The following is a 12144-nucleotide window of genomic DNA, read 5'->3' as shown; positions in this document are numbered from 1 at the left end:
TCATTTGCCGGACTGCCCCATGGACCTCTTCACGCTCGCCGCCTTCACCCTTGCCTATGCCATTGCCGTGCTCGTGCCTGGCCCCGGCGTTGCGGCCGTCGTTGCACGGGCCCTGGGCGGCGGTTTCAAGGGCGCCTTCCCCATGGTCCTAGGGATTCTGGCCGGCGATCTCGTCTATTTCGTCTTCGCCGTCTTCGGCCTTGCGGCCATCGCTACCTGGTTTGGCCCGGTCTTCGTCATCATCCGCTGGGCCGGCGCCGCCTATCTTCTTTACATCGCGTACAAATTCTGGACCGCCAAACCCGGCGCCGAGCAGATGAAGCCCAAGAGCGAAGCCCCGCTCAAAACCTTCCTCGCCGGCTTCTCGCTCACCATGGGCAATCCCAAGACCATCGTCTTTTACCTTGCCATCCTGCCGACGGTGATCCCGCTCGATCAGATGAACCCCATCGCCTTCATCGAGCTCACCGCCATCGTCGTCGTGGTTCTGCTGATGATCGGCTGCGGCTATGCCTGGCTCGCCTCAGCCGCCCGCGACATGTTCCGCAGCGAAAAGGCTCTGGGCCGTCTTAACAAGACCGCCGGCGCCATGATGGCCGCCGCCGCCGGCCTCGTCGTCATGCAGCATTAAGGGCCGGCTAACCATTTCTTGCCATGGTTTCTCCATGGCCAGTATCAGCACCATCTCCCAGATGTCGCGCTATGAGCAGATGAAGTACTACCGCGAGAAGCGCACCGCCGCTCTCGCGCAGGTCCAATCCATGAGCAGCCAGGCCACCGGATTGATGACCGTAAAGCTCAGCGAATCTCAGGGCATGGGCAATCTTGCCGCCAAGATCGCCTACCAGCGTGGCGTCAAGAAAACCGCCTAGACAGCTTCCTGCGTTCTCATCACCCTGCGCAACAGCGGCGACAATTCCGCCGGCGGCTTCTGCTCGATCCGGCGATAAATCCGCCCGTCCTTGCTGCGCACGGCATACCCCAGCGAGACAAGCGCCCGCCGCAACAGCGCATGATCGCCAAAACTCGCCCAGCGATTGAGCAGCGCCGTCATCTCCGCGTCCGAATAGGTCCGCCCCGCTTCGATCCGGCTCCACAGAGCCCAAAGGCAAAGCGGTTGCAGGCTGTTCTTGGCCGGCCAGCGCATCAATACCCCAGCGCCATCGAAATGCCGGGCCACCCGTTCGATCAAGTCATGATCGACCGGCTCGGGCCGAGGCGCCTCGCTCTGCCGCTCCTCCTGCGCCCGAAAATGCTGATAGTTTCGATACCCTGCCGACTTGCTCAGAAGATTGAGCATCTCGACATGGCTCGGCGGCGCCTCGCGCTTGGCAAGACCGTCCCGCAAGGCGCGGGCAAATGAAGACAGATCCGAAATAGTGAGTGCGTGAATTTCGCGCGACATGACACATCCTTGCTGAACATGCCTCAACCGCATGGGGCGGCTCGATGGTCACCGACTTTCGACGAGGCACAAGGTGTCGTCGAATTCTATTTGAACGCAGGTTTAGCTTCCCTCGTGGGGACGGCGACGCCTCGGTGAACTGCAGACCGTTCCGCAAATTAGCGCGCTCGGGAAAAGGACACAAGCCTGTCCTCTTCCCCCTTTGACAGCGGCCCCGACCCTGCTAAGAGGCACGCAACGCGCCTATAGCTCAATTGGTTAGAGCCGACCGCTCATAACGGTCTGGTTGGGGGTTCAAGTCCCTCTGGGCGCACCACATTTTCATTCCCGCCCGAAGCGAAACGACCGGACACAAGGCCCGGTCGATGACGTTCACTAGCTCTACTGGTGTCAATCAGCCTTAGCGGCGCCCAAACACGCGGTCGGCGATGCGCGTATTGCGGCCGGCGGCCATGCCCGGGATCAGCAGCGCATCGATCAGCCACCAGAGGCCGACGAGGAACCACAGGAAGCCGAGAAATCCGAAGGACACCAGCGTCAAAAGGAACACCACGGCCGAGAACCCGAACATCATCAGGCCGCTGATCGGCCTGCCGAGATAAAACCGGTGCACGCCGACATAGCCCAGGAAAAACCAGAGCACATAGGCCACGACCAGCGATTTCTTCTCGATATCATACTGGGCCGAAACGCGATCATAGGTCATTGCAGTCCTCCATTCGCAACGAAAATGGGAAGTCCTCGCCGTTGTGCAAGATGCCGCCCGATATTCCGTTGCCGCAGACGCCAATTCGCCTGTCCGTTCAACTGCCTAAACCCAGATCCGCTTGCCGCGTTCCCCAGCCCCTTCCCTTCCCGCGCCATTCATGTCACCTCAGGCCAATTCACCAGTGAGGCCCCCATGCGCGACGGCGACATCATTCATGGCCTGGCGCGCGGCCTCGCCGTCATCGAGTGCTTCGACGAAGCCCATACGCGCATGTCGATCACCGAAGTCGCGGCCCGCACGAGCCTCGAACGCGCCACGGCCCGCCGCTGCCTCCTGACCCTCGTCCACCTCGGCTACGCCACCTATGACGGAAAATTCTTCCAGCTGACGCCGCGCGTCCTCAACCTTGGCCATTTCTACCTTGCGGCCAATACCTTGCCGCAGATGATTCAGCCCTTCCTCGAAGAACTCTCGGTCGCGACCGGCGAGAGCACCTCCGCCGCCGTACTCGACGGCACCGACATTCTCTACGTCGCACGCGCCTCGACCCGCCACGTCATGTCGATCAATCTCGGCCCCGGCGCGCGCCTACCCGCTTATTGCACGTCGATGGGCCGCATTCTCCTCGCCGCCCTGCCGCTCGACGAAGCCGCGACCATTCTCGATCGCTCGCGCCTCATGGCCTATACCAGCCGCACCAAGGCCGACCTTCCATCGATCACGACGGAACTCGCGGTCGTCGCCGCTCAGGGTTTTGCTGTCATCGACCAGGAACTCGAACTCGGTCTCTGCTCGATAGCCGTGCCGCTCTACAATTCGTCCGGCAAAGTCATAGCCGCGGTGAATATCGGCGCCCAAACCGCCCGCGCCTCGACGTCGCGCATGATCGCAAGCTTCCTGCCCCTCATGCGCAAGATACAGTCCGATCTTCGGCCGCTCCTGCGCTGACCCTTGGTCAACTGTCACAATTCCCGGCTAAGATTGGGATCAGCGCCTCGGTGAGAACCTTGCAGGCCGAGTCACAAAACAGCGTCACAAAAGCTGTCACAAAACCGATATTGTCGGGTTTCACCTTTAAAAACATCGGTTTGCACTGTCACAAACCAGTCACCCCAATGCAATAAAACCGTCGCTGGGCGACAATATGGTCTGCCGCGTCACAGGACGGCCGCAAGCATGGCTGGCCATGTCTAAGAACCGAATTTCCGAAAGGGAACTTTCATGAAGACCGCACTTTTCGCAAGCGCCGCCGTTATCGCACTCGCCGCCTTCGGCACCACCGGTGCTTTCGCCCAGTCGCGCGACACCATCCAGATCGCCGGCTCGTCGACGGTTCTGCCCTTCGCTTCGATCGTTGCTGAAGAATTCAGCGCCGCCTTCCCTGAATTCAAGACCCCGGTTGTCGGCTCCGGCGGCACCGGTGGCGGCCTCAAGCAGTTCTGCGAAGGCGTTGGTGAAAACACCATCGACATCGCCAATGCTTCGCGCCAGATCAAGGATGCGGAACGTGAAGTCTGCACCACCAACGGCGTGACCGACATCCGCGAAGTCCAGTTCGGCTTCGACGGCATCGTCTTCGCCTCCGCCGCTTCGGGCGCTGATTTCGCCCTCACCCCGCTCCAGGTTTACAAGGCCATTGCCGCCAAGGTCGTCGTTGACGGCGCTCTCGTCGATAACCCCTACAAGACCTGGAACGAAATCGACGCGTCGCTCCCGAACCAGCCGATCTCGCTCGCTATCCCAGCGTCGAACCACGGCACCCGTGAAGTCTTCCAGGAAAAGGTCGTGACCGCAGGCTTCAAGGAAGCTGGCGCTCCAGAAGGTCTTTCCGAAGACGAAATCAAGGCCGCTGAAACCACCTTCCGTCAGGACGTCGTCATCGAAATCTCGGGCGACTACACCGAGACCCTGGCTCGCCTGAACTCGGACCCGAACACCGTCGGCGTCTTCGGTCTCTCGTTCTACGAACAGAACACCGACTCGCTCAAGGTTGCGACCGTGAACGGCGTCACCCCCTCCAAGGAAACCGTTGCTGACGGCGAATACCCCGTCTCGCGCCCGCTGTTCTTCTACGTCAAGGGCCAGCACATCGGCACCATCCCGGGCATCGAAGACTACGTTCAGTTCTTCCTCTCCGAAGGCGTTTCGGGCGAAGGCGGCATCCTTGAAGCTGCTGGCCTGATCCCGCAGCCGGCTGACAAGACTGCTGAAGTCCTCGCTTCTTTCGAAGCTGGCGCTGCTCAGTAAGAGACCATTGCGGGCCGCACCTTCCCGGTGCGGCCCGTTCTTTCGTTTTCCCGCGGGAGCGCATCGATGAATGCTCTGGTCGTAGCCGGCGTACTGCTCGTCATCCTAGGCATATCCTATCAGACCGGCTGGTCGAGGAGCCGCAACCTCGTCACGACCAATGGCGTGACCGTTCACTCCCGCCCGCAATATCACGGCACCTTCACCGCCCTTTGGGCCATGCTGCCCGCGCTTGCAGTCGTGCTGCTCTGGGCCTGGTTCGGCGGCGATATCACCCGCAATTACACTGTCTCTCTGATCCCAACCGACACAGTAATGTCGCTCGATCAGATGGGCCTCAACAATGCCATCAACCGCGTCAATTCCCTGGCCTCCGGCTATGGCGTCACCGGTGAACTGGCCCCATACGAACAGGCCGCCGGCGATGCGCTGCGCTCGTTCAATTTCATCACCTTTGCCGGTTCGCTGATCCTGGCCATCGTGGCGGGCGGCGCAGGCCTCCTCTATGCCCGCTCCCAGATCACGGCGCGCCTCCGCGCTCGCAATCAGGTTGAGCGCGCGGTCAATATCCTGCTCCTCGCCTGCTCGGCTGTTGCCATTCTGACCACGGTCGGCATCGTCGCCTCGCTCGTTACCGAAGCGTTCAAGTTCTTCACCTTCATCAACCCCATCGACTTCTTCTTCGGCACTGTCTGGGCCCCCAACAATGCTGGCGGCACCAATCACGGTCAGTATGGCCTCCTGCCGCTGCTGTCGGGCACGCTGATGATCACGGCCATCGCCATGCTGGTCGCCGTTCCGGTCGGCCTGATGGCTGCCATCTATCTCAGCCAATATGCCCCAAAATCGCTCCGCGCCGTCGCCAAGCCCCTGATCGAAATCCTCGCCGGTATTCCGACAATCGTCTTCGGCTTCTTCGCCCTCGTCACGGTCGGTCCCTTCCTCCGCGATGTCGGCAATGCGATCGGCCTCCAGGTCAGCGCCACTTCGGCGCTCACGGCGGGCGTGGTCATGGGCATCATGATCATCCCCTTTGTCTCGTCCCTTTCCGATGACATCCTCAACCAGGTGCCGCGCACCCTGCGCGATGGTGCCTATGGCCTTGGCGCGACGCAGTCCGAGACGATCCGCAACGTCCTCTTGCCCGCCGCCCTTCCCGGCATCGTCGGCGCCTTCCTTCTCGCCGTCAGCCGCGCCATCGGCGAAACCATGATCGTGGTGCTTGCGGCCGGTAACGCGCCCATCCTTCGCGGCAATCCGCTCGAGCCCGTCTCGACCATCACAGTCTCGATCGTCAACCAGCTCACCGGCGATACCGATTTCACCGGCCCGCAGTCCCTGGTCGGCTTTGCTCTGGGCCTGACGCTCTTCGTCGTGACCCTCTGCCTCAACATCTTCGCGCTCTACATCGTGCGCCGCTTCCGGGAGCAGTACGAATAAAATGGCTACCGATATTCAGACGTCCTCCAGCGCCAGCGCCGATCGCCGCAAGCTTGTCCGGTCCGGCCTCCGCCGCCGTCACCTGAATGAGCAAATCTTCCGCGGCCTTGGCATCGCCGCCATCGCTCTTGCCCTTGGCTTCGTGGCCCTGCTGTTCGTCGATGTGTTCCGCAAGGGCATCCCGGCCTTCATCCAGTCCAACGTCCACCTGGCCGTCACCTATGATCCGGCTGTGATCGACGTTGGCCCGGCCCCTGCCCGTGCCGATTTCGCCTCGGAAGCCGAGTTCAATGCGGCAAGCCTCAAGTGGCAGCGCGAAGTGGCGCTCCTCAACTGGAACACCATTGTCGAAGCCTCGCTTCGCAAGGCGCTACCGGAAGGCTACGACATTACGAGCCGCGAACTACTCGCGATCCCCGAGACCAATGCCCGCCACGCCATTCGCGAAAAGTTCGTCAGCGATCCCTCGCTCCTCGGCCAGACCGTCGAAGTCGACGTGCTCGCCTCGGCCAATACGGCCAATTGGGTGAAGGGCAATATCGATCGCTCGCTCGGTGATACCCAACAGCAGCTTTCGGCGCCAACCCGTGGCCTGATCGACATCTTCGAAGAAAACGGCACCATCACCAATGGTTTTGCTTGGTCGATCTTCACCAATGTCGATAGCCGCTCGGCGCCTGCGTCCGCTGGTCTCCTCGGCGCCTTTGTCGGCACGCTCTGGATGATGCTGATCGTTGTCGTCCTCGCCGTTCCGATCGGCGTTGCCGCGGCCATCTATCTCGAAGAGTTCGCGCCAAAATCGCGCCTCACCGATCTCATCGAGGTCAACATCAACAACCTCGCGGCCGTCCCCTCGATCGTCTTCGGCCTCCTCGGCGCCGCGGTGTTCATCAACTGGTTCCACCTGCCGATCTCCGCCCCGCTCGTTGGCGGCCTGGTGCTGACGCTGATGACCCTTCCCACCATCATCATCGCCACCCGTGGCGCGCTGATGGGCGTTTCCCCGGCCCTCCGCCAGGCAGCGCTCGGCATGGGTGCCTCGAAAACGCAGATGGTGTTCCACCACGTCCTGCCGGTGACCTTCCCCTCGATCCTGACGGCTACCATTCTCGGCGTCGCCCATGCCCTCGGTGAAACCGCCCCACTGCTGCTCATCGGCATGAAGGCCTTCGTTGCGTCGGTCCCCGCAACCCCGCTCGATCAGGCCGCCGCCCTTCCCGTCCAGATCTATCTCTGGCAGGGCAATGAAAACCGCAATTTCTTCGAGCCCCGCACCGCAGCCGCCATCATGGTGCTGCTTGGGGTAATGATCCTGCTCAACGGCGTGGCGATCTATCTCCGCTCCCGCCTTGAAAAGCGCGCTTAAGGAGTGTGATCCAAATGGATATGCTTGCCGGCAAGGTAAAGAAGACCTCCCAGAACCTGGACTCCGCTATGAACCCGACTGACGTGCTTGACCGCCCTATCCGCCTGACCGCCCGCGACGTCACCGTCCACTATGGCGCCAAGCAAGCCCTGCACGGCATTTCGATCGACATTCCTGACCGCGCCGTCACCGCCTTCATCGGGCCATCGGGCTGCGGCAAGTCGACCTTCCTGCGCTGCATCAATCGCATGAACGACACCATCGAAGGCGCCAAGGTCGGCGGCACTATCAAGCTCGATGGCGAGGACATCTATGCCCAGGATCTGGACGTGGTCGAACTGCGCGCCCGCATCGGCATGGTCTTCCAGAAGCCCAATCCCTTCCCCAAGTCGATCTACGACAACGTCGCCTATGGCCCGCGCATCCATGGCCTCGCCCGTAACAAGACCGATCTCGACGAAATCGTCGTGTCATCGCTCCGCAAGGCCGGCCTCTTCGAAGAAGTGAAGGATCGTCTGGCCGAGCCCGGCACCGGCCTCTCCGGCGGCCAGCAACAGCGTCTTTGCATCGCGCGCGCCATCGCCGTTGGCCCCGAAGTGATCCTGATGGACGAGCCCTGCTCGGCCCTCGACCCGATCGCCACCGCCGTCATCGAAGAGCTGATCGACGAACTGCGCGAAAACTACACCATCGTCATCGTGACCCACTCGATGCAGCAGGCCGCCCGCGTCAGCCAGCGCACCGCCTTCTTCCATCTGGGCAATCTGATCGAACAGGGTCAGACCGAAGACATCTTCACCAATCCGGTGAACAAGCAGACCCAGGACTACATCATGGGCCGCATCGGCTGATCGCGGAACGAGGAGCCAACATCATGCCCACCAATAACAGCACGTCCGACCACATCGTCTCGTCCTTCACCGACGAGCTCAACACCCTGGCCCAGACCATTGCCGAAATGGGCGGCCAGGTCGAAGTCGCCATCGAGAACGGCACCAAGGCCCTTCTCAAGCTCGATCGCGAGCTGGCCGACCTCACCATCATCGCCGACCAGCGCATCGACGACATGCAGCGCAAGATCGACGAAATGGCCGTCTCCCTGATCGCCCGCCGCCAGCCGATGGCGAGCGACCTGAGATCGGTCATCACCGCCGTTCACGTCGCCAACGATCTCGAACGCGTCGGCGACATGGCCAAGCAACTGGCTCGCCGTTCGCTGAAACTCGAAGGCATCAACCTGCAGCCGACCTTCTACAATGGCGTCAAGAACATGACCGCCCTTGTCCTCCGTCAGCTCAAGGACTCCCTCGACGCCTATGCCAATCGCGATGCGGCAGCCGCCGTCGAAGTCTGCAACCGCGACGACGAAGTCGACGCCATGCACACCTCGCTCTTCCGCGAACTCTTGACCTACATGCTGGAAGATCCGCGCAACATCACCACCTGCACGCATCTCCTCTTCTGCGCCAAAAACCTCGAGCGCATCGGCGACCACGCGACCAACATCGCCGAACGCGCCTACTACCTGCAAACCGGCAAGCAACTCACGGCCGACGTCCAGGAACTGCACCGCACGCAGATCAAAGCGTAAACCCTTCCTTCCCCTCCCCCTCTTTCAGGGGGAGGCCGGGTGGGGGTAAACCACAAGAACCATGACTTTCGGCCAGACGTTGAGGCCGATCGATGGAGCACGCCTATGCCCGCGACCATTCTCGTTGTCGAAGACGAGGGCGATATCGCCATCCTCTTGCGCTATAATCTCGAAGCCGAAGGCTTTCGCGTCGTCACCGCCGAAACCGGCGACGAAGCCCAGCTCGCCATTCAGGACAAGCTGCCGGATCTGATCCTGCTCGATTGGATGCTGCCCGAGATTTCAGGCATCGAACTCTGCCGGCGTCTCCGCGCCCGCGAAGAAACCCAGCGCATCCCCATCATTATGCTCACCGCTCGCGGCGAAGAAGAAGAGCGCGTTCGCGGCCTTTCGACCGGCGCCGACGACTATGTCGTAAAGCCCTTCTCGGTCCCCGAACTGGTCGCCCGCATCCACGCCCTCCTCCGTCGCGCCAATCCGAACCTCGTGACGGCAGCGCTCAAGGTCGGCGATCTCGAACTCGACCGTACCACCCATCGCGTCCGCCGCTCCACCCGCGACGTGCACTTGGGCCCGACCGAATACCGCCTCCTCGAATATCTCATGCGCCATCCCGGCCGCGTCTATTCGCGCGAGCAGCTTCTCGATGGCGTCTGGGGCAATGACGTCTATGTCGATGAGCGCACCGTCGACGTCCATATCGGCCGCCTCCGCCGCGCCATCAATCGCGGCCGCGAAAGCGATCCGATCCGCACTGTCCGCGGCGCCGGCTACGCCTTCGACGAGCGCTTCGGCCAGCCAGCCTAGGCTGCAGCGCTCTTGACTGACTCGGCCTGATGCACGCTCACGCGATTGCGGCCGCTTGACTTGGCCGCATAAAGCGCCGCGTCCGCCTTCGAAAACGCCTGCCGCGGCTCCGCGCCTGCTTCATATTCGGCAATGCCGAAGCTCGCCGTAATCCGCAGATCGCCCGGCATATTGGCATGCCGCAGGTCACTGAATTTCTTGCGCAGCCGATCAGCCTCGATCATCGCCACCGCGATCGACCCGCCCGGCACCAGCACGGCAAATTCCTCGCCACCCAGACGCCCGGTCTGATAACCGCTCAAGCGCAACAGCTCGGCAAAGGCGCACAGCGCCTTGTCGCCCGCCGAATGGCCGAACCGGTCATTGATCGATTTGAAATGATCGATATCGCAGAAAATCACGCTGCCACCGGTCTTGCCGGCGACGCTCGCCAATTGATGAAACGCCTGGTGGTTCAAAAGCCCCGTGAGGCTGTCGAGCTCCGAGCGCCGCCGATAAGCCACGATGACGCCATTGATGATCCGCGCGAGCGTCAAAAGAATAGCTACAGCCGACAGCAATGCCGAGAGCATGAGCGTCGCCCGCTCGATATCGCCCGCACGAATGACCGCATAGGCGACGTCCGGCCCGTAGATGAACGGATAGGTCACCGCCCTGAAAATGAAGATGGCGAACAGCCCGCCGACCACCCCGATCAGGCCGTGATCGATAAAGCTGCGCGTCGGCAACTTGGCCAGCCGATAGATGCCGTCCCAAAGCGCCAGCGCACAAGCGATCTGAAACACCGGCGTCCGATAGCTGAACGGCACATCGGCCAGCTTCAGCGATACAGCTGCAAGAGTGAACACAGCCACAGCGCCATAGAGCCACCAGTTCCGGCTCCGCTGCCCAAGCGCCGCGCGAATGGCCTCGCCAAAGCAGATATAGGCCAGTGGCGTCAGCACGGCGACGGCATTGGAGCTTACGGTCTCAAATTGTGCATTGGCCAGAAAAACGGTCTCGATCGTCGCGATTACAGCGGTCGCGACAAGCCATGCCAAAGAAGGCATGCGTCGCATGCCGAGGAAAACGCAGACGCAAAGGATTGCCAGAATGGCAAAACCCGACGTCGTCACCCAATTGAGGCTGACCATAAAACTCCCCGGCAGAAACACTTTGCGGCCTGTAACGCCGCCCAAGCGGATTCGCCTCCGCCTCTCTTTCAACCTAAGGTCAGACCAGTTAATGCAAGGCTTATGGGCTTGATACCATTGCGCCAAACACCCGAAGCAGGCTAGCTGAGGCTAACGCTTCCTTACCGTTCGAAAGCAAGGCAAACCGGCATGTCTGTCCAGTTCCTCGTCACCCATTCTGGCGGATTTCATGCCGATGAACTGCTCTCGAGCGTCATCCTCACGCGCCTCTTTCCCGAGGCCAGCGTCGTGCGCACCCGCGCTCCGGATTGGATCGCCCCAGCCCCCGATCGCATCATCTACGATGTCGGCGGTGCCTATGATCCAGCGGCCAATATTTTCGATCATCACCAGCGCGGGGCGCCCCTCCGCGACGATGGCCAGCCCTACAGCTCCTTCGGTCTCGTCTGGAAGCACTTTGGGCGCGACTACATCGCCGCCCTCGGCACCCCGGCAAACCATGTGGACAGCATCCACGAGAGCTTTGACGGCAGTTTCGTTCTGCCGATCGATCTCGTCGATAATGGCGCGCAGAGCCCGTCGGGCCCCCTCGCCGGCCTGTCGCTCTCTTCGCTGCTCGAAACCCTGAAGCCCGATTTCGACGACACCGATACCGATGCTGACGAAAAGGCCTTCATGCAGGCGCTTGCCGTTGCGCGCAGCTTCGTTGAAGCCGGCGTCAAGCGCGCAGCCGCAAAGCTCCGCGCCGAAAGCGTAGTTCTTGCCGCCATTGAGGCCACCGGGCCCGGCCGCGTTCTGGAATTGCCCATGGGCATGCCGTTCCGCCCGGCCATCGAAAAAGCCGGCGCCGACCATCTGCTCTTCGTCGTCCATCCGCGCGATAAGGATTGGTGCCTAACAGGCATCCGTCGCGGCGAAGGCTTCGAGCTTCGTGCCGATCTGCCTGCCGCCTGGGCTGGCCTCGTCAATGAGGATCTGGAAAAGGCATCCGGTGTTCCCGGCGCCACGTTCTGCCACAACGGCCGTTTTATCGCCGCTGCGCGAACCCGCGCTGCGGCCCTGACAATGGCAGAGCTCGCGGTGGCCGAGGCACTCAAGAGCCACGCGGCCTAAAGTCGACGGGCCGCGCTATCGCGCGCGGCACTCTTGCCCGATGGTTTCCATCTGGCTGTGAAGGGTGCGGATCTGGTCCGGCCCAAGCGTTTCGCCCTCAACCTTGAGCATGGCACCGCGCAGGCTCACCGGCGCTGCCTGCTCCATGGCAAAGCGTACGGCCTTGGCCGCCGACGAAAACCGGCGCCCGCCCTGGGCAAATGCATTTTCAACATTCGTGCCGAGGAACAACTGTCCCGGCATATTCAATATCTGCGTATTCATTCTAAACTTTCTTTCGGCAAAACGCCGACGTCCGGCGCGCAAAGGCGCCGAATGATTTGTATTGGACAA

At 61.7% G+C, this 12144-nt stretch carries 14 protein-coding genes and 1 tRNA gene; 11 read left to right on the top strand and 4 right to left on the bottom strand.

Annotated features, from left to right (window positions below):
- The first annotated feature begins 19 nt into the window (after positions 1 to 19).
- Positions 20 to 631: a LysE family translocator gene (locus tag DevBK_RS02940; RefSeq protein ID WP_062631710.1), complete on the top strand. Its 612-nt coding sequence runs from the start codon at positions 20 to 22 to the stop codon at positions 629 to 631.
- 34 nt (positions 632 to 665) lie between these two features.
- Positions 666 to 872 (top strand): hypothetical protein, encoded by a 207-nt coding sequence (locus DevBK_RS02935; protein WP_061910855.1) that lies wholly within the window; start codon positions 666 to 668, stop codon positions 870 to 872.
- Here DevBK_RS02935 and DevBK_RS02930 read toward each other — a convergent pair.
- Positions 869 to 1405, bottom strand: coding sequence for a DUF2087 domain-containing protein (locus DevBK_RS02930; RefSeq protein ID WP_062631709.1), 537 nt, complete (start codon positions 1403 to 1405; stop codon positions 869 to 871). The two genes, DevBK_RS02935 and DevBK_RS02930, sit on opposite strands and share 4 nt — an antisense overlap.
- Positions 1406 to 1644: 239 nt before the next feature.
- Between DevBK_RS02930 and DevBK_RS02925 the strand changes: the two genes are divergently transcribed.
- Positions 1645 to 1721 (top strand) — tRNA-Ile (locus DevBK_RS02925).
- 84 nt (positions 1722 to 1805) lie between these two features.
- Here the strand turns inward: DevBK_RS02925 and DevBK_RS02920 are convergent.
- Positions 1806 to 2111, bottom strand: a complete 306-nt coding sequence (locus tag DevBK_RS02920) for a TM2 domain-containing protein (protein WP_062631708.1) — start codon at positions 2109 to 2111, stop codon at positions 1806 to 1808.
- A gap of 195 nt (positions 2112 to 2306) precedes the next feature.
- Here DevBK_RS02920 and DevBK_RS02915 point away from each other — a divergent pair, with 195 nt between their 5' ends.
- The 7 genes from DevBK_RS02915 (at position 2307) to phoB (ending at position 9565) form a co-directional block, all read left to right on the top strand.
- Positions 2307 to 3062 (top strand): IclR family transcriptional regulator C-terminal domain-containing protein, encoded by a 756-nt coding sequence (locus DevBK_RS02915; protein WP_317184407.1) that lies wholly within the window; start codon positions 2307 to 2309, stop codon positions 3060 to 3062.
- A 273-nt stretch (positions 3063 to 3335) separates the two neighbouring features.
- Positions 3336 to 4361, top strand: coding sequence for a substrate-binding domain-containing protein (locus DevBK_RS02910; protein WP_062631707.1), 1026 nt, complete (start codon positions 3336 to 3338; stop codon positions 4359 to 4361).
- A 66-nt stretch (positions 4362 to 4427) separates the two neighbouring features.
- The gene (gene pstC / locus DevBK_RS02905; protein ID WP_317184406.1) at positions 4428 to 5801 is read left to right on the top strand and encodes a phosphate ABC transporter permease subunit PstC; all 1374 of its coding nucleotides are present in this window, start codon (positions 4428 to 4430) and stop codon (positions 5799 to 5801) included.
- Between the two features lies 1 nt (position 5802).
- Positions 5803 to 7167 carry a phosphate ABC transporter permease PstA gene (pstA, locus tag DevBK_RS02900; protein WP_082461332.1) on the top strand — a complete coding sequence of 455 codons (1365 nt, stop codon included), beginning with the start codon at positions 5803 to 5805 and terminating at the stop codon, positions 7165 to 7167.
- 68 nt (positions 7168 to 7235) lie between these two features.
- Entirely contained in the window at positions 7236 to 8018 is a 783-nt protein-coding gene (pstB, locus tag DevBK_RS02895; protein ID WP_061910842.1) for a phosphate ABC transporter ATP-binding protein PstB, read from the top strand.
- Positions 8019 to 8041: 23 nt separating this feature from the next.
- A complete protein-coding gene (phoU, locus tag DevBK_RS02890) occupies positions 8042 to 8758 on the top strand; it encodes a phosphate signaling complex protein PhoU (protein ID WP_061910756.1) in 717 nt (238 codons plus the stop codon).
- 105 nt (positions 8759 to 8863) lie between these two features.
- Positions 8864 to 9565, top strand: a complete 702-nt coding sequence (gene phoB / locus DevBK_RS02885) for a phosphate regulon transcriptional regulator PhoB (RefSeq protein ID WP_061910755.1) — start codon at positions 8864 to 8866, stop codon at positions 9563 to 9565.
- On the opposite strand, the gene DevBK_RS02880 is transcribed toward phoB, so the two are convergent.
- Complete coding sequence (locus DevBK_RS02880) at positions 9562 to 10698, bottom strand: GGDEF domain-containing protein (RefSeq protein ID WP_317184405.1); 1137 nt, start codon at positions 10696 to 10698, stop codon at positions 9562 to 9564. The genes phoB and DevBK_RS02880 overlap by 4 nt on opposite strands.
- 189 nt (positions 10699 to 10887) lie before the next feature.
- On the opposite strand from DevBK_RS02880, the gene DevBK_RS02875 reads away from it, so the two are divergent.
- Positions 10888 to 11811 (top strand): MYG1 family protein, encoded by a 924-nt coding sequence (locus tag DevBK_RS02875; RefSeq protein ID WP_317184404.1) that lies wholly within the window; start codon positions 10888 to 10890, stop codon positions 11809 to 11811.
- 15 nt (positions 11812 to 11826) lie between these two features.
- Here the strand turns inward: DevBK_RS02875 and DevBK_RS02870 are convergent, their stop codons facing one another.
- Positions 11827 to 12075: a hypothetical protein gene (locus DevBK_RS02870; protein ID WP_317184403.1), complete on the bottom strand. Its 249-nt coding sequence runs from the start codon at positions 12073 to 12075 to the stop codon at positions 11827 to 11829.
- Positions 12076 to 12144 lie beyond the last annotated feature (69 nt).

The organism is Devosia sp. BK (assembly GCF_032907385.1).
GTDB lineage: Bacteria > Pseudomonadota > Alphaproteobacteria > Rhizobiales > Devosiaceae > Devosia.
Note: the sequence above shows the minus strand (reverse complement) of the source record. Positions and strands in the feature narration are given on the sequence as shown.